Below are 23,443 nucleotides of genomic sequence, written 5' to 3' on the forward strand. Positions count from 1 at the left end.
GCCCTCATCATAAAAAACGGGAGCCCACAGGCTCCCGTTTCATTCGACTCGTCTTCTCGTGCTACTTCACTCAGGAGAGCATGGCTCCCAGACTCAGGCAGACCACGATCAGCAGGGTCAGGATACCCAGCAGCGGGGCGACCCACTTCAACCAGCGGACATAGGGTACCTTGGCGATGGCCAGGCCACCCATGACCACGGCGGAGGTCGGGGTCACCAGGTTCACCAGGCCGGAGGCAGACTGGTAGGCGGTGACCACCAGCTCGCGACCCACGTTGGCGAAGTCGGCAAGGGGCGCCATGATCGGCATGGTCAGCACGGCCAGGCCGGAGGAGGACGGCACCAGGAAGGAGAGCACCACTTCCAGCACGAACATCACGTTGATGAACACCACTGTGGAGAGGCCGGTCACTATCCCTTCTGCGCTGTGCAAGATGGTGTGGGTGATCATGCCGTTGTCCATCACCACCACGATACCGCGGGCGATACCGATGATCAGGGCCACGCCGAGCAGGTCACGGGCACCGTCGATGAAGTTGGTGGTCAGCTCCTCCTCGCTCATGCGGGAGATGACGCCGACTATGATGGCCGCGGCCAGGAAGACGCCGGAGATCTGCGCCATCCACCAGCCGAGCACGGCCACACCGTAGATCATCACGGCGAAGGCGGCGACGAAGATGCCGAGCACTATCTTGCGGGTCAGGGTGAACTCCAGCATCTCATCGCTCTTGTTGCCGAGGAAATGGGCACGGTTCTCTTCCCACTTGTCAGCCACCAGAGATTTGCTGGGGTCGTTGCGCACCATCTTGGCGTAACGCATCACATAGGCCACACACAGCAGCCAGCCGGCCACCAGCATGGCGACCCGCAGCCAGATACCGTCGGTGAAGGAGATGCCGGCGGCGTTGGCGGCGATCACGGTGGCGAACGGGTTGATGGTGGAGCCCAGGGTACCGATACCGGCGCCGAGCAGCACGGTCGCGGCGGCGACCACAGGGTCGAAGCGGGCGGCCATCATCACCGGCACCAGCAGGGTGTAGAACGGCAGCGACTCTTCGGCCATGCCATAGATGGTGCCCCCTGCGGCGAACAGCGCCATCAGGATCGGGATCATCCACTCCTCGCGACCACGCAGCCGATCGGTGACACGTTCGATACCGGCATCGATGGCGCCGGTCTTGGTCACTATGCCAAGGAAGCCACCGATGATCAGGATGAAGAGGGAGACGTCGATGGCGCCTGCCTCATAGGTGTCGTGGTTGTAGAGACCATCGATGGGTGCCAGCAGCACGTCGACTATCCCCTGGGGATTGCCATCCACCAGCTTGTAGGTCCCCGCCACCGGCACTTCCTTGCCGAGGGCGTCGTTCATTATCATGTCGTATTTGCCGGCCGGCACTACCCAGCTCAGGGCGGCCACCAGGGCGATCAGCACAAACAATATCGTGTAGGCTGATGGGAACTTGAATTTAGTCATGGTCCAGCTTCCTTCTGCGGTATCCATGCAAGCTGCGGGTCGTAGGGTTCGAGGTATTATGCCGCCGTCACATGGTCGAAAAGCCGGGGGTTGCCCCCCGGCACCACTACTGCGACCTTAGTCGCCCAGCGTAGCAACCATCACTGCCTTGATGGTGTGCATCCGGTTTTCGGCCTCGTCGAATACTATGCTGTGCTCGGATTCGAACACGTCCTCGGTCACTTCCAGACCCTTCATGCCATATTTATCGGCCACTTCCTTGCCCATGGTGGTCTCATCGTTGTGGAACGCCGGCAGGCAATGCATGAACTTCACATCCGGGTTCTTGGTGGCGTTGATGACGTCCATGTTGACCTGATAGGGGGTCATCAGCTTCACCCGCTGATCCCAGGCTTCTTTCGCTTCACCCATGGAGACCCAGACGTCGGTGTAGAGGAAGTCGGTACCCAGCACACCCTCTTTCACATCTTCGGTCAGGGTGATGCGGGCGCCGGTCTCTTCGGCGATCAGGCGGCACTGGGCGACCAGCTCTTCTTCCGGCCAGAAGGCTTTCGGCGCAACCAGGCGGATGTCCATGCCCATCTTGGCGGCACCGACCATCAGGGAGTTACCCATGTTGTTGCGGGCGTCACCCAGGTAGGCGAACTTGATCTGGTCCAGGCGCTTGCCCTTGCCGTGCTCCAGCATGGTCATGAAGTCGGCCAGGATCTGGGTCGGGTGGAATTCGTTGGTCAGGCCGTTCCAGACCGGCACACCGGCATAGGCGCCCAGCTCTTCTACTATCTCCTGGCCATAGCCACGGTATTCGATGCCGTCATACATGCGGCCCAGCACACGGGCGGTGTCCTTCATGGACTCCTTGTGGCCAATCTGGGAACCGCTTGGGCCGAGGTAGGAGACCTGGGCGCCCTGGTCGAAGGCCGCGACTTCGAAGGCACAACGGGTGCGGGTGGAGGTCTTCTCGAAGATCAGGGCAATGTTCTTGCCGCCCAGATGCTTGCGCTCATAGCCACCGTATTTGGCCTTCTTCAGGTCGATGGCCAGGTCGATCATGTATTGGATTTCGCGCGGGGTGAAGTCCAGCAGTTTCAGGAAGTTACGGTTACGCAGATTAAAAGCCATGATGAGTTCTCTCTATATTTGTTCAGACCAATTTGGGCAGTGTTATTGACTACGCATACACAGTACAAAGTTGTTCGGTTACTCAGGCATTCACGGTATGGGTGGCGACGATATTGGTGCCCGCCTCGCCCCTGAGAATGGCCAGACCATCTTCCAGGGAACCGATCCCGACCATGCCGCCGGTCGCTTTGACAAATTCACAGGACGCCTCGATCTTCGGCCCCATGGAGCCTGCATCGAACTGGACGCCAGCCAGCTCGGCCGGGCTGGTGACCCGCAGCGGGTGCTGGGTCGGCTTGCCCCAATCCAGGTAGACGGCATCGGCGTCGGTCAGGATCAGCAGGGCGTCGGCCTTGATCTGCTTGGCCAGGTAGGCGGCAGACATGTCTTTGTCGATGACGGCTTCGATGCCGGTCAGACGCTGGCCATCCCAGGTCACCGGAATGCCACCACCACCGGTACAGATGATGAGGTGCCCCTGGGCAATCAGGGTCTCGATGGCATCGCCTTCGACGATGCGCTGGGGCAGCGGGGACGGCACCACGCGGCGGAAGAACTTGCCGTCGGCCTTGACGCTCCACTGCTTCTCTTCGGCCAGGGCGCGGGCTTCGGCCTCTTCATAGACGGGACCGATAAACTTGGTCGGATTGGCGAAGGCAGGATCCTTGGGGTCGACCTGCACCTGGGTCAGCAGCGCGGTGACGTTGCTGCTCGGCATCAGGTTCTTCAGCTCCTGGATCAGCATGTAGCCGATCATGCCCTGGGTCTCGGCGCCCAGCACATCCAGCGGATAGGGGGACACCTTGGTATAGGCACTGTTTTGCAGGGCCAGCAGGCCGACCTGCGGGCCGTTGCCGTGCACCAGCACTACGTTGTATTCCTGAGCGATCTGGGCGATGGTCTTGGCGGCGGTGGCGATGTTCTTGCGCTGGATATCAGCTTCAAGGGGCTCACCGCGACGGAGCAGGGCATTGCCCCCCAGGGCGACGACGACAGTTGGTTTTTTCATAGTGGTTGATCTCGATTCGGGGTCTGTGTGGCGCCAGCCTCTGCCGGCGCCACGCCGTCTTGTTAGATGCCGTCACGTTCCATCGGGCAGCTCATGCAGCGGGCGCCGCCGCGGCCACGTCCCAGCTCTTCACCCGGGATGGACAGCACAGTGATGCCGGCCTTGTCGTATTTCTCGTTGGTGTAGGTGTTGCGCTCGTAACCCACGACCACGCCAGGACGCACGGTCAGCACGTTGTTGGCATCGTTCCACTGCTCGCGCTCGGCTTCGAAGCTGTCGCCACCTGTGGTGATGAGCTTGAGCTGATCCACGCCCAGCGCCTTCTCGATGGCGGTCACGAAGTAACCCTCTTCCTTGATGTTCATGCCACTGGCACCGCCCGGGGTCAGGCTCCAGCAGTTCACATCCTTGCGGATGACTTCCGGATAGACGGAGAAGGTGTCTATGTCCATGTGGGTCATGACGGTGTCGAGGTGCATGCAGCTGCGATGTTTCGGCAGTTGCATGGCGATGACCTGCTTGGCCTGGCCGTGTTTGAACAGGCTGCGCGCCAGGTGTTCGACCCCTTGGGGGGTGGTGCGCTCGGACATGCCGATGAGCACGGCGCCGCGGCCGATGACCAGCACGTCACCGCCTTCGATGGTGGAGTTGTCGTAGTCACGATCCTCGTCACCGAAGTACTTGATGAAGTCCTGACCGGCAAACTGCGGGTGCCAGCGGTAGATGGCCTTCACATGGTTGGTCTCACGGCGACGGGCGGCCTTGGCCATGGGGTTGATGGAGACGCCACCGTAGACCCAGCAGGAGGTGTCACGGGTAAAGAGGTGGTTGGGCAGCGGCTCTATGATGAAGTCGGTCGGGGCGTGCATGCCGACTACCATGTTGACGCCACTGTAGGGCATCTCGGAGTAGGTCAGACCGCCGGAGAGGATGCGGGCCAGCTCGCGGTGCGGCATATCCGCCAGGAAACAGCGCACGTCATTGGCAAGAGAAGAGCCGAGGCGATAATCGGAGACCTGATGTTGCAGCAGCCAGGCTTTGGCTTCCGGCACATCCAGGGTTTCGGCCAGCAGGTTGGTCAGCAGGAAGACTTCGACATTCTGATCGCGCAGCACTTGAGCGAATTTGTCATGCTCCTGACCGGCGCGTTCAACCGACAAGACGTCATCGAACAGCAGGTCCTGGCAGTTGGAAGGCGTCAGACGCTTCAGGCTGAGGTTGGGGCGGTGCAACATGACACGGCGCAATTGGCCAACTTCAGAACCTACATAAAATTTGCTCATGATTATATTCCGTCTAGCAGTGGTCCCTGCGAGTGATTGAATAGATTCCTTCTATTCATGCTCGTGGCTAAGGCGGGATATTCTTTATGTAGGGTACTCAGCTTGTGTTCTATCCTGCCCTTGCCTTTCGAGACCGAGGTTAGACCTGCAGATGACGCTAAAACCAGACATTGATCACATTCAACTTCAACTGAATAAATTCATGACTTAATTTTTGATAGGGCTTACATAAATGACATTTAGCCATTTCCTATAGACGCATTAATAATCAAAAACCCATGGTTTTATTTCAAAAAATGACCAATTCCATTCATTTACCCTATCTACAAAGGGATAACACAAAACTTAAATAGTGTTTAAAATTAATAAGATATAAAAACATCAAGTTTAAATTGAATTTAATATGCAGTAGAGTGAATTTCTCCGCGCTGGTGTGGGGGAGAATAGCCACATAAATAGTCACAATCACAATCCTGGCTGAATAATCCATCTCTTGTCCCAGATCATGGCATTGACGCCAGCCCGCCTGGGATAGGCCTCGGATGACAGCGATGACGCTATCTCTTTTATATGGATATGCATTCCTAGCGCATCTTGGTCACGCCTCCCGCCGCGTTGTCACCTCCTCCCGGTTTTAATCTTTTTTCATTAGTTGAATTTATCCGGGCGCCTTGCGTCGCAAGACGACTCGACTTAACTCAAAAAGTGATCCGGATCACACCGAATCCTGTCACCAAGGAGATATTCATGAAGATTAAATTGCTGCTCATCGCCCTGGCTCTGTCCATGAGCCCGGCATTGGTCAGCGCCGAGGGGGCTCCCGCCGTGCCCGAGGTGGTGTGCCACGTCGACCAGGCACCCCAGATGCTGGTCCCCGAGTATCTGTGCCAGCAGTATGGCGGCGAGCAGTACGACTGAAGCCGAAGCCCAAGGGGAGGCCTCCTCCTCTTGGCCTGGCCGGCAGGCTCCATCACCAGGCGGCCCACTCCCTTCTACTATATGTACCCCGTTTCTTCCGCCCGCAGGCTCATTGATGAGACGTCGATAGCCAGCCCTGGCGCCTGACCCTTGCGCTCCCCCATGCCCCTGCAAAGCGAGGGCACCCAAGGCAGCCTTGCGAACATTCATCCGCTCCGGGCTCGCGACGCCGGCCGCCAAGTCGATGTGGCAGGACCATTCATGCCTGCCGATCTTGCGTGGCGAGCGCCCGGCATCTGCAAACGGCTCTGGCCTCTGTGACTTTTCTGAACCTCAGTTAAACGAAGCGTAAGACATTCGCCATAGCTGGCGTAAGCGAAGAGCCCATAAAATTCCCGCCATAGTCGGAAGATAGGATCAAAAAACCTGCACATATAAAATTCAATTCAATGATTTATAACAATAAAGTCTCATTACTGTTTCCTGGGAAACGAGTTGTGTAAAAACGTTTTTCAGCATGCCATTGTCGTTCGCCATGAAATCCTTATAGTTACTCCTGCACGGACGCAGTAGAAGTCGGTCAGGAAGACAGGCTGCCAGGGTTAGGCAAATGGACTCACCACAGGATGTGGTAAAGGACACCTCCCAGGACGGAGAAAGTGCGACGGGAATGGATGACTCGTCAGGCCAAGATGGCTAAAGGACACCCCAAAGGATTGGGAAGGGGAAACCTAAAGGAAGAGGTAAACAGTCAGGGATTGCAGGGAGCAACTTCGTTCAAGGATCTGAGCGATAAGACTACCGGGGGCGACGCGAGTCGCCCCCATCTTTTTGGCCATTTTTTGCCTCGGCCACCGGCTACTACTCCAGCCTGAAACTCCCTACGATGTCATTCAACCTGTCATAGGTGTGCCGCATGGACACCGAGCTGCCCACCGTCTGCTCACCATTGGTCTTGAGCTGGGTGATCACCTCGGCGATGGCGCTGATGTTGCGGTTGATCTCTTCGGCGACGGCGCTCTGCTGCTCGGCAGCGGTGGCGATGTGGCTGATGAGATCGTTGATCTCCACCACCTCTCCCGCCATCAGATCCAGTGACGCATTCACCCTGTTCGTGTTCTCTGCCGCATCCTGGCAACTCTGCCGGGTATTGCCCATGGCCTCCACCACGGTTTGGGTACCCCGCTGCAGCCTGCTCAGCATGGTCTGGATCTCGGCAGTGCTCTGCTGGGTACGCCCCGCCAGGGAGCGCACCTCATCGGCCACTACGGCAAAACCGCGGCCCTGCTCGCCGGCCCGGGCGGCCTCGATGGCCGCGTTGAGCGCCAGCAGGTTGGTCTGCTCGGCGATGCTGCCGATGACCCCGAGAATGGATCCTATCTGCTGCACATCCTGCTGCATGGCGGCGATGGACCGGGCCGTGCTCTCCACCTCAGCCACCAGCGCGGTCACGCTGGCCATGGCCTGATCGACCACCAGGCGCGACTGGCTCGCCAGCTGCTGGCTCTGGCCGGTCAACTGGGCCGTGCTGGCCGCACTCTCGGATACCGACACTGCGGTGCGGCTCATCTCGTTGATGGCGGTGACGACCTGCTCCGTCTCGCGCACATGCTCGGCCAGCAACCCTTGAGCCGAGCCGGTCTGCCTGGCCAAGCCGGCGATGCCGTCATTGAACTGGCCGCTGGCCTCCCTCACCTCCCCCATCATCTCCTGCAGACGCTCGATGAAGCGGTTGATGCCGCTCGAGATCTGGCTGAGGTCGTCCTTGCCGGTCACCGTCAGGCGGCGGGTCAGGTCACCATTGCCTTGTGACAGCTCCAGCACCAGGTCGCGCAGGGAGAGGATGGGGCGATAGGCCAGATTGAGCGCCACCATGGACAGCAGCAACACCAGCGCCGCGACCCCGAACAGGGCCAGGGTGATCTTGCCATTGAGCGCCTGGGTCATGGTCTGGATATAGTCGAGATCCACGTAACCGGTCAGCGTCCACTGGCTGCCGCGGATATCCAGCTGGTTGGGGCGTGCCTCGCTCTCCCCTTGCGGCTTGCTGTCGTAGAGCACCTTGCCCCGGCTGTCGGCCAGCGAGAAGTAGCGCCCTTCGCCGCTCACCTTGGCCAGCAACTGCTTGAACTCGCTCATGTCGAGGTAATAGAGGTAGGCGGAGTCGGCGCCCCTGGGCACCAGGATGGAGATGACGGGCTTGCCATCCAGCTGCTGCAGCGGGCTGACGGTGATCTGATTATTGGCGGCGGGGATCAGCTTGCGCAGTGCCTCGACCCTGGCCGGATCATTGATGACCCCGTTCACGTCGAACGCCATGTCACCGATCAGCTTGACGATGTTGTGGAATCCGGTCTCCTGCAGGGCCTTCTTGACGCTGGTCACCCCGAGGTTGAGATTGGCCGCCAGCAGCACCTTCTGATTGATGTCCCCCGCCAGCTTCTCTTTGACCAGGGTGATCTGCTCGTTGATGTTCTGGGTGGCCTGGGTGCGGATGTAGCCGCTGATGAAGTGATTGACGCTGAGCCAGGCGGTGCCGATGGTGACCAGGATGGCGAGCAGCAGGAGGACGTTAATCTTGACTTTGAATGGCATGGAATGGGTCCCTCCAAAGAGAGAGGGCCGGTCTCTCCCGGCCCTCTCTGCCAATGCTTACTTCTTCTTGGCGTACTTCATGGAGTCCAGCGCGACCGCCAGTATGATGATGCCGCCCTTGATGATGAACTGCCAGTAGGGGCTGACACCGATATAGGTCAGACCGTAGTTGATCAGGGTGAAGATGAGCACCCCGGTGATGACTCCGGCCACTGTGCCCACACCACCGGCGAAGGAGACCCCGCCCACCACGCAGGCCGCGATGGCGTCGAGCTCATACATGAAGCCGAGGTTGTTGGTGGCGCTGCCGATACGGCCGGCCTCCAGCATGCCACCGAAGGCGTAGAACACCCCGGCCAGGGCATAGATCACCACCAAGTTGACGGCGACGTTGACGCCGGACACCTTGGCGGCCTCGGGGTTGCCGCCGATGGCGAAGATGTTCTTGCCGAAGCGGGTCTTGTTCCACAGCACCCAGACGAACACGCTGGCAATGGCGGCGTAGAAGGTGAGGTAGGATAGCTTGAACCCCCCCAGCTTGATGAACCCCTGCGCGAAGCTCGAGAAGCGGGGATCGAAGCCGGCTACCGGCGAGGCACCCACGGAATCGAAGTACAGCGAGTTGATGCCGTAGACGATGATCATGGTACCCAGGGTGGTAATGAAGGGGGTCACGTTCAGGTAGGCCACGATCAGACCGTTGAGCAGACCGATCAGGGCCCCCACGGCACAGACCAGCAGGATCACCACCGGAATGGGCACTTCACCCAGGCTGGGGAACACCTTGTTGACGTTGGTCAGCGCCTGCAACATGGTGGCGGCGATCAGGGCGGCCAGGCCGACCTGACGACCGGCCGACAGGTCGGTGCCCTGGGTGATGATGATGCCCGCCACCCCGAGTGCGATGATGACCCGCACCGAGGACTGGGTCAGGATGTTGCTGAAGTTGGTGAGGCTCAGGAAGGAGGGCTCCTTGATCACTATGACCATGAGCAACACCAGCAGCACCACATAGATGCCGTTCTCTTTGAGCGCCTGCATCAGATTGAAATTTTTAGCCGACTCCATAATGTCTTCCTGTCTATAGGTACAGAGATGCCAGGCGTAGGATCTCGCTCTGGTCAGTTTCTTTGGTGTTGACGATCCCGGCGACCCGGCCATTGCTCATGACCATGATGCGATCCGTGATCCCGAGCAGCTCCGGCATCTCTGAGGAGATGATGATGATGCCCTTGTCCTTCTTGGCCAGCTCCAGGATGAGCTGGTAGATCTCGAACTTGGCACCGACGTCGATACCCCGGGTCGGTTCATCCAGCATCAGGATCTCAGGTTGGGTCAGCAGCCAGCGGCCGATGATGACCTTCTGCTGGTTGCCACCGGACAGGGAGCCAATCTGTGTCTGCTGGGTCGGGGTCTTGACCCGCATGGAGTCGATGACCCATTGGGTGTCACTCTTCATCTTGTTGTTGCTGAGCAGCCCCATGGAACTCTTGTAGCTGTCCATGTTGGCGATCAGGGAGTTGAACGCGATGTCGAGACGGGAGTAGATACCGGTGGAGCGCCGCTCCTCGGTGACCAGGGCGAAGCCGTTCTGGATCGCCTCGTGGGCATTGTGATTGGCCACCTCTTTGCCATGCAGCTTGATGGCGCCGCCGCTGCGATCGCGGATGCCAAACAGGGTCTCGACGATGTCGGTGCGCTTGGCGCCCACCAAGCCGGCGATACCGAGGATCTCACCCTTGTGCAGGTCGAAGGTGACGTCCTGAATGGATGGCTGGTTCTTCGCCGTCAGATGCTCAACCTCCAGGATGACCTCTTTCGGCTGATTGGTTTTCTCCGGGAAGCGCTGGGTCAACTCACGACCGACCATCATGCCGATGATCTGATCCATGGTCATGCCCTTGAGCGGCTGAGTCGCCACCCACTGCCCATCCCGCAATATGGTGATCTCGTCACACAGCTGGAAGATCTCTTCCATCTTGTGGGAGATGTAGACGATGCCGCAGCCCTTCTCTTTCAGCTTATTGATGATCTTGAAGAGGTGATTGACCTCTTTCTCGGTCAAGGAGGAGGTGGGCTCGTCCATGATGACAATCTTGGCATCATAAGAGAACGCCTTGGCGATCTCGATCATCTGCATCTGGGACACGGATAGCGTGCCCACCTTGACCCGAGGATCGATATCGATATCCAGTTCGTCGAAGATATGTTTGGTGTCGTGGTACATCTTGCCGTGGTCGACGAACCAGCCCTTGGTGGGGTAGCGGCCGAGCCACATGTTGTCCATCACGGTGCGTTGCAAGACCAGGTTCAACTCCTGGTGCACCATGGAGACGCCGTTCTCCAGCGCCTCTTTGGACGAGGTGAAGTTGACCTCCTCGCCCTTGAAGAAGATCTTGCCCTCATCCTTCTCATAAATGCCGAACAAGCACTTGAGCAGCGTGGATTTACCCGCGCCATTCTCGCCCATCAACGCATGCACAGAATGAGGACGGACCCGTAAATTGACATTATCGAGTGCCTTGACGCCGGGAAAGCTCTTACTGACGTCAATCATCTCCAACAGCCATTCTGATTGTTGCCGTGTTGTCATATCAGCCATCACATCGGGTTGAAATAGAGGGCAAGGGGTCACCTTGCCCAGGAGGAGGGAATTACTCGAATTGAGCCAGGTTGTCTTTGTCTACGCCCACGTAGGCAACGCGGACGACCTTGTTGTCGATCTTCCACTTGGTGCCTTCACCGGCCGGTTTGCCTTCAGCCAGGTTCTTGGTCAGCTCGAAGGTGGCTTTCGCCTGGTTGGCCGCATCGTTCAGCACTGTACCCGCCATGGCACCGCTCTTGACCATAGCCAGCGCCTCGGGCAACGCATCGACACCGAACACCGGGATGGCGGTCTTGCCTTGGGCCTTGAGGGATTCAACAGCGCCCATTGCCATGCCATCGTTGTTGGCGATGACCACTTCGATCTTGTTGGCGTTGGGGCCGGAGATCCAGGCATCCATCTTGTCTTTGGCCATGGCGGTATCCCACATACCGGTATCCATGTGCAGCTGCTGGGTCTTGAGGCCGCCGTCGTTCAGGGTCTTGACGACATAGGTGGTGCGAGCTTCGGCATCCGGGTGGCCAGGCTCACCCTTGAGCAGCACGAACTGGATGACGCCATCCTTGTTCAGATCCCATTCCGGATGGGCTTTCCAATGTTTGGCGATCAGCTGACCCTGGATGATGCCTGACTCCTTGGAGTCGGTACCCACGTAGTAGGCCTTGTCATAGCTGGCGAGATCGGCCGCACTCGGTTCCTTGTTGTAGAACACCACAGGTACATCTTCGCCACGGGCTTTCTCAATCACGACAGGGGCCGCCGCAGGATCAACCAGGTTGATCGCCAGCGCCTTCACACCCTTGGCCAGCAGCACGTCGATCTGGTCGTTCTGCTTGGACTGGTCATTCTGGGAGTCATTCATCAGCAGCTCGACACCTGGGTTCGCCACCGCTTCCTTCTCAATTGCCTTGCGTACCACGGCCATGAAGTTGTCGTCGTACTTGTAGACGGTCACACCGATACGGGTTTCAGCGTGGGCGGTGGCACCGGCCGTCAGTCCCATCAGCAGGGCGGCAACTGTCGTGAGTTTTTTCATTGTTATGCTCCGATCTCTAATATCTGTTTTTGTAGGGAATGCTGTACACCATGTGAACTGGCGCGAGCCTAATGTAATCAGTTTGTTGTCTGGAGTTCTGTGATCCTGACGACAAAATGAAAACGTTTACACTCTGTTACACAGCAACAAATTCGTTAAATATTAACTACTTAAACACAACCAAGACTCAATCGATTCGTTTTGGTGTTCATGGGGGAGTCAGATTCAGCGTAGAACACAGTTCCAATAGTAGCTCCCTGGCCGCAGCCAATATTCTGGCCGCACGCTCTGGCTCCAGGAGTCATCACCTCCAACACCCATGTGGAAGCCATCGAGACAGAGGTGCAGCCCACCCTCCGCCACCAGATCGGTCTGATGGCGGGCCAGGGCGAGTTGCGGCTGGCTGTAACGGCTGACGCTGAAGTGAAACTTGCCAGCGATGGTGATCTCCCCCAACTGCAACCGGCGGGTATCGCAACGCAGGCCGTTGTCGGTCGGGAACACATAGAGTGTGTGCAGGGCATCGAGCGGAAGCTGCCAGCGACCGAGATCGGCGGCGAGCAGGCGATCCGGGTAGTTCTCATGGGGGCCTCGCCCCAGCCAGCTCACCTCGTCGATCTCGTCAACCAGCCAGAGCCTGGCGCCGATGCGGGGTAGCGATGGCAGGTCGGCGGCGACCTCCACCTCGATGGCGAGCGCCATGGCACCATCGGCACCGAAGCTGTGGCGCCAGTGGGTCAGCAGCTTGAGCTCTTCTCCGACGAAGTAACCGTGCCGGACCAGCGCGGTTCCCTGGTCCGGGTTCACCGTCAGCCCCAGGCAGCGATGCTGCAGGTCGTTGAGTCCAGCCTCCTGCCAGCGGGCGATCCAGGCGTTGGGATCTATGTGATCCGCCTCGCTGGCGCCTATGTCGTTGTCCAGCGGCGCGCGGTAGAAGTGATCGGCGATGGCATCCCGCAGCCGCTCCTGCCCCTGCTTTTGCCAGCTGCGGATCCGCCCGCTGGTCTTGTCCAGTTGCCACTCGCTGCCAGCCGCACAGACGAGCCAATGATCCGGCTGCTCCTTTATCGTGGCGGGGTTAAACGCCGCCGGTATCGCCATCGGTGTTGGCAGCATAAATTGCTGGCGAGCTACCTCGTGGCCCGCCTCGGCCCAGGCCGTGGCGCCCTGCTGCACTATGGCCAGCTCCAGCCAGGCCAGAGAGCCCGCGGCGAAGCTCGGCAGTTGCTCCAGCAGGGTCAGGGTCAGGCTGGCCTGGGGTGCCAGGCCGAGCGGGCATTCCCCCTGCGCCAGCACGGCGCCATCCTCACACAGCCGCCAGCGCAGCAGCTCGTTGTCCGTGGTGCGGAACAGGTAGTCGCTGGTGATCTCGACCTCCAGCGGCCGTTGGCTTTTCAGCGCCAACACGAAGGGCTGCTGGGCACGCTTGGCCTCGAACAGGGCGGGATGAGGGGTTCGGTCCGGGAATAGCAGGCCGTTGCAGCAGAATTGGCGATCGTTGGGCATGTCGCCGAAGTCGCCGCCGTAGGCCCAATAGTGGCGGCCATCGTCGGTCGCCTTGTCGAGCCCCTGATCGACCCAGTCCCAGACAAAGCCGCCCTGCAGGCGGGGATGATCGCGAAACGCCTGCCAGTAGTGGGCAAAGCCCCCCAGGCTGTTGCCCATGGCATGGGCGTACTCGCACAGGATCAGCGGCCGGGTCTCGTCCGGCAGCCCGATCCACTTGGCCAGCGCCCACTTGGGCACCGCCGGGAAGGGCTGATCCTGGTGGGTGCGGGCATACATGGGGCAGATGATGTCGGTGGCCGGGGTATCGGCCCCACCCCCCTCGTACTGGACGGGGCGGCTCGGATCGGCGCGCTTGACCCACTGGTACATGGCATCGTGGGCGGGGCCATAGCCGGACTCGTTGCCCAGGGACCAGATGATGATGCTGGGGTGATTGAAGTCCCGCGCCACCATGCGGGTGACCCGCTCCAGGAAGGCGCCGCTCCAGGCGGGATCCTGCGCCAGCCGCCCCATGGGGGTCATGCCGTGGGTCTCCAGATTCGCCTCGTCCACCACATAGAGGCCGAGCCGGTCACACAGTCGATAAAACTCGGGGTGATTGGGGTAGTGGGAGCAGCGCACCGCGTTGAAGTTGTGCTGCTTCATCAGCCGCAGATCCTGCTCCATGGCGGCCGGGGTCACCACATGGCCCAGGGCGGGATCGTGCTCGTGGCGATTGGCGCCGCGGATCAGCAGGGGCTGGCCGTTGACCCGCAGCAGACCGCCGCGGATCTCCACCGCCCGAAAGCCCACGTCATGGGCCTCGCTCTCGATGGGCAAGCCCTGCTCGTCCAGTAACGTCAGGGTCAGGCGATAGAGGTGAGGGGTCTCGGCGCTCCATTTATGGGGCGCGACGACCTCCAGCCACAGCTCGGCGCGATCCCCGAAGGCTCCCTTCTCGTCGATGGCCCCGGTGCCGAGCGGCTGGCGTCGGCGGGTGATCAGCTCGTCGCCAAGATAGAGGCTCGCCTCCACCGCCAGCCCGCTGCCATCGTTGACCTGCAGCGCCACCTTGAGGCGGGCATCCCGGTAGCAGGCATCCAGCAGCGGCGTCAGCCGCACGTCCAGCAGGTGGCGTTCGGGTTTGTGGAGCAGGCTGACGGAGCGGAAGATGCCGCTGAGGCGCCACATGTCCTGATCCTCCAGGTAGGAGCCATCGGACCAGCGCAGCACCAGCGCCGCCAGCCGGTTGGGACCGGCCTGCAGGAAGGGGCTGAGATCGAATTCGGCGGGCAGCCGGCTGTCCTGGGAGTAGCCGACCCAGCGACCGTTGCAGAACAGATAGAAGGCGCTGTCGACCCCGTCGAAGATGACCCGGGTCTGACCCTCTGCCAGCCAGTCGGCGGGCAGGTCAAACTCACGGGAGTAGCAGCCGGTCGGATTGGCCGCCGGCACCCTGGGCGGATCACAGGGGAAGGGATACTTGATGTTGGTGTAGATGGGGCGATCGAAACCCTGCAGCTGCCAGTTACCCGGCACAGCGACGGTCGTCGCCTCCGGCAGATCCTGATGCAGCCAGGCATCGGGCACCTGTTCGGGCGCCGCGAAGAAGGAGAACTGCCAGTCGCCATCGAGCAATAGCCGCGACGGCGAGGCGAGCCCGCTCCGCGCATCGGCCTCGCTGCGCCAGCTGGACAGCGGGGTATGGGCTGGCAGCCGGTTGACGGCGGTAATGGCCTGGGTCTGCCAGTCCTGACGGGCCAAGATCTCCCTGATCATCCTCTCTCTTCCTGTATGAGCGTTGAACACGTCAGCAGTGTAGGAGAGTTTCACACCCGAAACGGCGATCTCGCTCACACAGGTGTAAACGATTACACTGGGGATGTTAAGTAAAACAGGGTAAAAATGATTAAAGATGAGTAAAAAACGACGAGCGTCACCATGAGTGGACTCACGGCGACGATAAGACGGAATGGCGGGGTTCGTTCAGCCCCATATTTGGGTCATGGAGTGGCTATTGAGGCACGACCAGAGCCTGGCGGGATCACAGAATGAGGAGTGAACAGCAGGAGCATGTAAACGGGTCGCCATCTCCCGCTCAATCGTCATCGAGGCAGGATCAGGGTCTGACGGGAATAATGGCGTGACGATTGAGCAGCATTGGCGTGCAGATGGGCCGTCAACTCCCGCTCAATCGTCATAGAAGCAGGATCAGGGTCTGACGGGAATCATGAAGGGACTATTGAGCAGCAGCCTTGGCGTGCAGACGGGCCGTCATCTCCTGCTCAATCGTCATAGACGCAGGATCAGGGTCTGACCGGGGCTACCGAGTGGCGATTGATCAGGGTCGGGGTGTAGACGCGGCTCTGCACCACCTCGCTCTCGCCCGCGGCGAGTTGCAACGCCAGCTTGGCCGCCTGCGCCGCCATCAGCTCGATGGGGTAGCGCATGGTGGAGAGCTTGGGCCTCAGGTATCTGGCGTAGATGATGTCATCGAAGCCGACCACGGAGACCTCTTCCGGCACCTTGAGGCCATTGTCGGCCAGCACCGAGATGGCCCCCGCCGCCATGGCGTCGTTGTAAGCCACCACGGCCGTGATGCTGAGCCCCTTGGCCAGCAGGTTGAGCATGGCGCGCTCCCCCCCCTCTTCATTGGGCATGCCGCTCTCGACCAGTTCGGGATCCGCACTCAGACCCGCCTCGAGCAGGGCATCCTGATAGCCCTGCAGGCGCTGCTGGGCATCCTCGATGGCATGATCCGAGCTGACGAAGGCGATGTGACGATGACCCAGCTCCAGCAGATGGCGGGTCGCGGTGGCGGCCCCCTGCCGGTTGTTGAGGGCGATGCAGCGCCCCCTCAGGGCCGGAATATCTCGATTGATCAACACCATGCCGGGTACCCGCAGGGCATAGTCGATCAACTCCTCATCGCTCAGCGCCTTGCTGTGTACCACCAGCGCCTCGCAGCGTTTGCCGATCAACAGCTCGATGGACTCCCGCTCCTGCTGTGCCCTGTGAAAACCGTTACCCATCAGCAGGTGTAACCCTTGTTCCACCGCCACCGCAGCCACCCCCTTGACCAGGGCTCCGAAGAAGGGATCCGCCACATCGCCGACCACCACACCCATGGTGTCACAGGTCTGGTTGACCAGCGCCCGGGCGTTGGCATTGGGGGTGTAGCCCAGCTCGGCCATGGCTTTTCGCACCACCTCGCGGGAGGCGGCGCTGGCCTTGGGTGAGTTGTTCATCACCCGTGAAACCGTTGCCACCGATACGTTGGCCAAACGGGCGACATCCTTGATGGTACTCATGCTGTTTTCACTTATTTCACGGTTTTGGACGGGGCCATTATACCGAGCAATCCCACTGATGACAGGGGAAAAGCCGAGGTCGTTCATTTTTGCCTCAGCAATTTTGTGTAATCGTTTACACAAATATGTTAGCCCGCTCACAGTTTGAGGGGGAGCGCCTCGGCTAGACTCCTGCTCAGGCTTTCCTATGTGGGGAACGGATAGTGGAGAAGAGGATGAAAGTACTGGTCACCGGCGGCTGTGGTTACATTGGCAGCCATACCTGCCTTGCCTTGCAGGCCGCAGGCATGGAACCCGTGGTGGTGGACAATCTGTGCAACAGCAAGCCCGGCGTGCTGGCGCGGATCGCCGCCATCAGCGGGCGTGAACCCCTGTTCTATCGGGGCGACATTCGTGACGAGGCCCTGCTGGATCGCATCTTCGCCGAGCAGGAGATCGAGGCGGTGATCCACTTCGCCGCCCTCAAGGCGGTCGGCGAGTCGACCCGCATCCCCCTCGACTACTACCAGAACAACCTGAGCGGCACCCTGGTCCTGCTGCATGCCATGAAGCGCGCCGGCGTCCACAACCTGGTGTTCAGCTCCTCGGCCACCGTCTATGGTGACCCGGCAAGCACCCCCATCCGGGAAGACTTCCCGCGCAGCGCCACCAACCCCTACGGCCGATCCAAGCTGATCATCGAGCAGATCCTCGAGGATCTGCAGGCCGCCGAGCCCCACTGGAGCATGACGCTGCTGCGCTACTTCAACCCGGTCGGCGCCCACGAATCCGGCACCATGGGGGAGGATCCCCAGGGCATTCCCAACAATCTGATGCCCTTCCTGACCCAGGTCGCCATCGGCCGTCGCGACTGCCTCTCCGTCTTTGGAAACGATTACAATACCCTGGACGGTACCGGTGTGCGCGATTACATCCATGTGGTGGATCTCGCCGAGGGGCACGTCAAGGCGCTGCAGCACTGCACCCATAAGGGTGGCGTCCACCCCTACAACCTGGGCACCGGCCAGGGCCAGAGCGTGTTGCAGATGGTCGCGGCGTTCGAGGCGGCCTGCGGTCACCCCCTGCCCTATCGCATCGAGCCGAGACGCCCTGGCGACATCGCCGAGTGCTGGGCCGATCCGACCAAGGCCGAACGCGAGCTGGGCTGGCACGCCAGCCGGGATCTCGCCGCCATGTGCGCCGACAGCTGGCGCTGGCAATCCACCAATCCACGGGGGTATGAGTCGTGATGGCACACTCCTTCCCCATTAACGCCCCTGCGGCGGCTACCCTTTTCATTTCACCAGGCATTGAGGAGTGATGATGTTCAACCCGGTTGATCACCCCCACCGTCGTTTCAACCCACTGACCGGCCAGTATGTGCTGGTCTCCCCCCACAGGGCCAAGCGCCCCTGGCAGGGTCAGGTTGAGAAGATAAGCCAGGCCCCGAGCCAGGCCCACGACCCCGACTGTTTCCTCTGCGCGGGCAATCGCCGGGTCACCGGCGACCAGAACCCCGACTATCAGGAGACCTTCGTCTTCACCAACGACTTCGCCGCCCTGATGCAGGACACCCCGGCCGCCAGCGACGCCCAGGATCCCCTGCTGCGACTGGAAGCCGCCCGTGGCACCAGCCGGGTCATCTGCTTCTCGCCGGATCACGGCAAGACCCTGCCCGAGCTGACGCTGCCCGCCATCGAGGCGGTGATCCAGACCTGGCGGGATCAGGTGAGCGAGCTCTCCGCTCAATGGGAGTGGGTGCAAGTATTTGAAAACAAAGGCGCCGTCATGGGCTGCTCCAACCCGCACCCCCATGGCCAGCTGTGGGGCAGCGACTTCCTGCCCAACGAGATCGCCCGCGAAGAGCAGCACCAGCGCGACTGGCTGGCCGAGCATGGCCGCCCGCTGCTGGTCGACTACGTGGAGCGGGAACTGAACGATCGCTCCCGCATCGTGGTGGAAACCGAGCACTGGCTGGCGGTGGTCCCCTTCTGGGCGGCCTGGCCGTTCGAGACCCTGCTGCTACCCAAGGCCCATGTGCCCTCCCTGCTGAGCCTCAGTCCCGAGCAGCAACAGGATCTGGCGGTGGCGCTCAAGGAGCTCACCAGCCGCTACGACAACCTGTTCGAGTGCAGCTTCCCCTACTCCATGGGCTGGCACTTTGCGCCGCCCAACTCGGATTGCCCAGAAGCCTGGCAACTGCACGCCCACTTCTACCCGCCCCTGCTGCGCTCCGCCACTGTGCGCAAGTTCATGGTGGGCTTCGAGATGCTGGCCGAGACCCAGCGCGATCTGACCCCGGAGCAAGCCGCCGAGCGGCTGCGCGCGCTCAGCCCCATTCACTACAACCAAGCCAAAGAGGAAGCAGTATGACCCCCAGCCAACGCGTCAGCGCCGTCTATGCCGAGCAGTTTGAGCAGCCGCCCGAGCTGCTGGTGCGCGCCCCCGGTCGCGTCAACCTCATCGGCGAACACACAGATTACAACGACGGCTTCGTGCTGCCCTGCGCCATCGACTACGAGACCTGTGTCGCCATCGGCCTGCGCGACGACAACCTGGTGCAGGTGATCGCCGCCGACTACGACAACCAGCGCGACCTGTTCGATCTCGCACAGCCCATCGAACACCATGCCGACCAGCGCTGGAGCGACTACATCCGCGGCGTGGTGAAGCACCTGCAGGCCCGCGGCCATGTGTTGCGCGGCCTCAATCTGGTGGTCTCCGGCAACGTGCCGCAGGGCACGGGTCTCTCCTCCTCCGCCTCGCTGGAGGTAGCCATCGGCCAGGCCTTCAAGGAGGCGCTGGGGCTTCACATCAGCCAGGCCGAGATCGCCCTCAATGGCCAGCAGGCGGAGAACCAGTTTGTCGGCTGCAACTGCGGCATCATGGATCAGATGATCTCCGCCAGCGGCAAGACGGATCACGCCCTGCTGCTGGACTGCCGCTCGCTGGAGACTCGCCTCATCCCCATGCCCGCCGATCTGGCGGTGCTGATCGTCAACTCCAACGTGCGCCGCGGCCTGGTGGACAGCGAATACAACACCCGCCGCCAGCAGTGTGAGACCGCCGCCCGCCACTATGGGGTCAAGGCACTGCGGGATCTGGATCTGGCCGCACTGGAGGCCGGCAAGGCCGGGCTGGACGAGGCCTGCTATCGCCGTGCCCGCCACGTGGTGGGGGAAAACGCCCGCACCCTGGCCGCCGCCGATGCGCTGGCCTGCGGCGATCTGGTTCGCCTCGGCGAGCTGATGGGTCAATCCCATGTCGCCATGCGCGACGACTTCGAGATCACAGTGCCCGCCATCGACGGCCTGGTGGAGATCATCAAGGCGCAGATCGGCACCCAGGGTGGCGTGCGCATGACCGGCGGCGGCTTCGGCGGCTGCGTGGTCGCCCTGCTGCGCCCGGAGCAGGTGAATGAGGTGATCGCCGCGGTCGAAGCCCAGTACCCTGCCAGGTTCGGCCTCAAGGCGGACAGCTATGTCTGCCGCGCCAGCGCCGGAGCCGGGGTGATCGCATGAAGGAGTTCCATCTGCAGAATGACGCCGGGTTGCGCCTCGGCGTGCTCGACTTCGGTGCCACCCTGACCGCCCTCGAGCTGCCGGTCGATGGCCATTATCGCAACGTGCTGCTCGCCTGCGAACCGACCGACTACCCCGGGCAGAACGCCTATCTCGGTGCCATCGTCGGCCGTTTTGCCAACCGCATCGGTGGCGCCCGCCTGACACGGGACGGCCAGCACTGGTCTCTCGATGCCAACGAAGGCACCACCTGCCTGCACGGCGGCAGCCAGTCGTTGCATAACAGGGAGTGGCAGGTATCCGAGCTGGCCGGGGATCGCATTCGTCTACACATCCGGCTGGCCGACGGCGAGCAGGGCTTCCCCGGCAACCTGGATGTCAACCTGGAGTACCGGCTCGAACAGCAGGACTTGGTGATCGAACTCACCGCCACCACGGATGCGCCGACGCCGGTGAATCTCACCAGCCACGCCTACTTCAATCTGGATGGCGGCGATGTGCGCGAGCACAGCATCAGCATCGCGGCCGATCACTACCTGCCGATCGACGAGCACTCGCTGCCGCTGGGCAAGGCCGAGGTGACGGGCCCATTCGACCTGCGCCAGCGCCGCCTCGTTGGTGAGGAGTGGTTGAGTCACCCGCAGCAGATCGGGGCCTGTGGCTACGATCACTGCTTCCTGCTGAACCCGCTCCCCGGCCAAGCCGCCGTGACCCTCGTCTCGGGCGACGAGCGCCTTCGCATGGAGATGTATACCGACCAGCCTGGCGTGCAGCTCTACACCGGCAACTGGCTGGCGGGCACCCCGGCCAGGGGCGGTGGCGAGTGGCAGAACCATCAGGGACTCTGCCTGGAGGCGCAACAGCTGCCGGACAGCCCCAACCGCCCCGAGTTGGGGGATCCCTGGTTGCAGCCGGGCGAGACCTACCGCCACGTCACCCGTTACCGCCTGATCCCCACGCACTAAGCCCTGCTCTCTCTCCCAAAGAAAGGGGATTCGGGTTGCGTTGCCGTCGTCACCGCTGGGTGATGGCGGCTACCAGTCCCCTTCTCCCCTCGCGGGAGCAGGGCGGGGAATGCAGGGAATATCTGACCGCTCAAATCCAATATCGTGAACCAGCCCCAACCCAGGAGTTTTTATGGATGACAACTACCTAGCGGCACCCGACCGTTACCAGCGCCAACCCTATCGCGCCGTGGGCCGCCACGGCCTGCGCCTGCCCAGCATAGGGCTGGGGCTCTGGCACAACTTCGGCGAGGGCAGCGATCCCGCCAAGGTGAAGGCCATGGTGCACCAGGCGTTCGATCTGGGCATCACCCACTTCGATCTGGCCAACAACTACGGGCCGCCCCCCGGCTCCGCCGAGACCACCTTCGGCACCGTGCTCAAGCGCAGCCTGGCCCCCTATAGAGACGAGCTGATCATCGCCAGCAAGGCGGGCTACGTGATGTGGGATGGCCCCTACGGGGACGGCGGCAGCGCCAAGTACCTGTTTGCCAGCCTGCACCAGAGCCTGCGCCGGCTCGGCCTCGACTACGTCGACATCTTCTACCACCACAGGCCGGACTCCCGTACCCCGCTGGAGGAGACCTGCCAGGCACTGGCGCTGATGGTGCGTCAGGGCAAGGCGCTCTATGTCGGCCTCTCCAACTACCCGGCCGAACTGGCCGCCAGGGCGGCGACCCGGCTGGCGGAGCTCGGTACCCCCTGCCTGGTCAATCAGCTCAAATACTCCCTGTTCCAGCGGGAGATCGAGGCCGAGACCCTGCCGGTCTGCCGCGAGCAGGGGGTGGGGGTCGTTGCCTTCTCCCCCCTGGCCGGCGGCCTGCTCAGCGATCGCTATCTGGCCGGGATCCCCGCGGATTCCCGCGCCGCCAGCGCCAGCCCCTTCCTCCAGCCCGATCAGATCACCCCGGAGAAGCTGGCCAGGATCCGGGCCCTGCACGCCCTGGCACAGCAGCGGGGGCAGGAGTTGTCACAGCTGGCACTGCAATGGGTGCTGCGCGATCCCGTGGTGAGCTGCGCCCTGATCGGCGCCAGCAATCCGCAGCAGATAGCCAGCGCGGTCGATGCCCTCAGCCTGCCGCCGTTGGATGCCGAGTGGCAGCAAAAAATCCTGGCGGTACTCCGCTGACTGCGGCGCAATATTCTCTGGTTGCCTGGGTTATTTTCCGCCATCATTGGTCGCCCCGACTCCGCTCGGGGCTGCTTTTATCCGGACCAATCAACCAAGAGATCTGAATCATGACAGAGTCCTACGCCCTGTTTGTCGCCTTTGTGCTGGGCATAGTGGAAGGCCTGACCGAGTTTCTGCCCGTTTCATCCACCGGCCACATGATCATCGTCGGCCACCTGCTCGGTTTCGAAGGCCCCAAGGCCGCCACCTTCGAGGTGGTCATTCAGATGGGCTCCATACTGGCGGTCGTGGCCGTGTTCTGGCGCCGGCTGTTCGGGCTGATTGGCATCCATTTCGGCCAGAAGCCAGCCAAGGGCCACGCCACCCTGTCGCTGATCCACATCATCCTCGGCATGCTGCCCGCCGTGGTCATAGGCCTCGCCATTCACAGCTGGATCAAGGCCAACCTGTTCGGCCCCGAGACGGTGATGTATGCCCTGGTCGCCGGCGGCATCCTGCTGATCATCGCCGAGAAGTTCCGCCCCGCGGTGCGCTCCGAGACCCTGGATGACATCAGTTACCAGCAGGCGCTCGGCATAGGCCTGTTCCAGTGCCTGGCGCTCTGGCCCGGCTTCTCCCGCTCCGGCGCCACCATCAGCGGCGGCATGCTGATGGGGATCAGCCGTCAGGCGGCGGCCGAGTTCTCCTTCATCCTGGCGGTGCCCATGATGGTGGCCGCCAGCGGACTAGATCTCTACAAGAGCCGCGACTTCCTCTCCATGGCCGACTTCCCCATGTTCGCGGTGGGCTTCGTCACCGCCTTCGTGGTGGCCATGATCGCCATCAAGACCTTCCTCGCGCTGATCCGCCGGCTCGACTTCATCCCGTTCGCCATCTACCGCTTCGTGGTGGCCTTCGCCGTCTATCTGGTGTTCGTGGCCTGAGCCCTTGCTCGCCACACGAAAAAAGGGACCCGACGGGTCC

17 protein-coding genes are annotated in these 23,443 nt (G+C 61.5%); 7 read left to right on the plus strand and 10 right to left on the minus strand.

The features are described from left to right. Positions 1-70: 70 nt before the first annotated feature. From AACW18_RS20270 to arcA, 4 genes are all read right to left on the minus strand, one after another. Positions 71-1,477 (minus strand): YfcC family protein, encoded by a 1,407-nt coding sequence (locus AACW18_RS20270; RefSeq protein WP_042654371.1) that lies wholly within the window; start codon positions 1,475-1,477, stop codon positions 71-73. Between the two features lie 117 nt (positions 1,478-1,594). Then, positions 1,595-2,599, minus strand: coding sequence for an ornithine carbamoyltransferase (gene argF / locus AACW18_RS20275; protein WP_042042599.1), 1,005 nt, complete (start codon positions 2,597-2,599; stop codon positions 1,595-1,597). Between the two features lie 82 nt (positions 2,600-2,681). Then, positions 2,682-3,608 (minus strand): carbamate kinase, encoded by a 927-nt coding sequence (gene arcC / locus AACW18_RS20280; protein WP_218389676.1) that lies wholly within the window; start codon positions 3,606-3,608, stop codon positions 2,682-2,684. Between the two features lie 62 nt (positions 3,609-3,670). Further along, entirely contained in the window at positions 3,671-4,891 is a 1,221-nt protein-coding gene (gene arcA / locus AACW18_RS20285; protein WP_218389677.1) for an arginine deiminase, read from the minus strand. 747 nt (positions 4,892-5,638) lie between these two features. Here arcA and AACW18_RS20290 point away from each other — a divergent pair. Beyond that, positions 5,639-5,809, plus strand: a complete 171-nt coding sequence (locus AACW18_RS20290) for a hypothetical protein (RefSeq protein ID WP_170175984.1) — start codon at positions 5,639-5,641, stop codon at positions 5,807-5,809. A gap of 861 nt (positions 5,810-6,670) precedes the next feature. Here AACW18_RS20290 and AACW18_RS20295 read toward each other — a convergent pair. The 6 genes from AACW18_RS20295 to AACW18_RS20320 all read right to left on the minus strand — a co-directional run bounded on the left by AACW18_RS20295 (position 6,671) and on the right by AACW18_RS20320 (position 16,844). Continuing rightward, complete coding sequence (locus AACW18_RS20295; protein WP_218389678.1) at positions 6,671-8,404, minus strand: methyl-accepting chemotaxis protein; 1,734 nt, start codon at positions 8,402-8,404, stop codon at positions 6,671-6,673. Positions 8,405-8,461: 57 nt separating this feature from the next. Continuing rightward, positions 8,462-9,472, minus strand: coding sequence for a galactose/methyl galactoside ABC transporter permease MglC (gene mglC, locus AACW18_RS20300; RefSeq protein ID WP_042654376.1), 1,011 nt, complete (start codon positions 9,470-9,472; stop codon positions 8,462-8,464). Positions 9,473-9,485: 13 nt separating this feature from the next. After that, a complete protein-coding gene (gene mglA, locus AACW18_RS20305; protein WP_042654377.1) occupies positions 9,486-11,006 on the minus strand; it encodes a galactose/methyl galactoside ABC transporter ATP-binding protein MglA in 1,521 nt (506 codons plus the stop codon). Between the two features lie 52 nt (positions 11,007-11,058). Next, positions 11,059-12,045 (minus strand): galactose/glucose ABC transporter substrate-binding protein MglB, encoded by a 987-nt coding sequence (gene mglB, locus AACW18_RS20310; protein WP_042654378.1) that lies wholly within the window; start codon positions 12,043-12,045, stop codon positions 11,059-11,061. 225 nt (positions 12,046-12,270) lie between these two features. Continuing rightward, positions 12,271-15,312, minus strand: a complete 3,042-nt coding sequence (locus tag AACW18_RS20315) for a beta-galactosidase (RefSeq protein ID WP_218389679.1) — start codon at positions 15,310-15,312, stop codon at positions 12,271-12,273. Positions 15,313-15,839: 527 nt separating this feature from the next. Beyond that, positions 15,840-16,844, minus strand: a complete 1,005-nt coding sequence (locus tag AACW18_RS20320) for a substrate-binding domain-containing protein (RefSeq protein ID WP_218292034.1) — start codon at positions 16,842-16,844, stop codon at positions 15,840-15,842. A gap of 215 nt (positions 16,845-17,059) precedes the next feature. Between AACW18_RS20320 and galE the strand changes: the two genes are divergently transcribed. From galE to bacA, 6 genes are all read left to right on the plus strand, one after another. Beyond that, positions 17,060-18,073: a UDP-glucose 4-epimerase GalE gene (gene galE / locus AACW18_RS20325; protein WP_218389680.1), complete on the plus strand. Its 1,014-nt coding sequence runs from the start codon at positions 17,060-17,062 to the stop codon at positions 18,071-18,073. A 73-nt stretch (positions 18,074-18,146) separates the two neighbouring features. Next, positions 18,147-19,196 carry a UDP-glucose--hexose-1-phosphate uridylyltransferase gene (locus AACW18_RS20330; protein ID WP_218329659.1) on the plus strand — a complete coding sequence of 350 codons (1,050 nt, stop codon included), beginning with the start codon at positions 18,147-18,149 and terminating at the stop codon, positions 19,194-19,196. Beyond that, entirely contained in the window at positions 19,193-20,344 is a 1,152-nt protein-coding gene (galK, locus tag AACW18_RS20335) for a galactokinase (protein ID WP_218329658.1), read from the plus strand. Before AACW18_RS20330 ends, galK begins: the two co-directional genes overlap by 4 nt. Beyond that, entirely contained in the window at positions 20,341-21,309 is a 969-nt protein-coding gene (locus tag AACW18_RS20340) for a galactose-1-epimerase (protein WP_218389681.1), read from the plus strand. Before galK ends, AACW18_RS20340 begins: the two co-directional genes overlap by 4 nt. 172 nt (positions 21,310-21,481) lie before the next feature. After that, positions 21,482-22,477 (plus strand): aldo/keto reductase, encoded by a 996-nt coding sequence (locus AACW18_RS20345; protein WP_218389682.1) that lies wholly within the window; start codon positions 21,482-21,484, stop codon positions 22,475-22,477. A 110-nt stretch (positions 22,478-22,587) separates the two neighbouring features. After that, entirely contained in the window at positions 22,588-23,403 is an 816-nt protein-coding gene (gene bacA, locus AACW18_RS20350) for an undecaprenyl-diphosphate phosphatase (RefSeq protein ID WP_218329656.1), read from the plus strand. Positions 23,404-23,443 lie beyond the last annotated feature (40 nt).

It is taken from the genome of Aeromonas sp. sia0103 (assembly GCF_963895295.1).
GTDB classification, from domain to species: Bacteria; Pseudomonadota; Gammaproteobacteria; order Enterobacterales; family Aeromonadaceae; genus Aeromonas; species Aeromonas encheleia.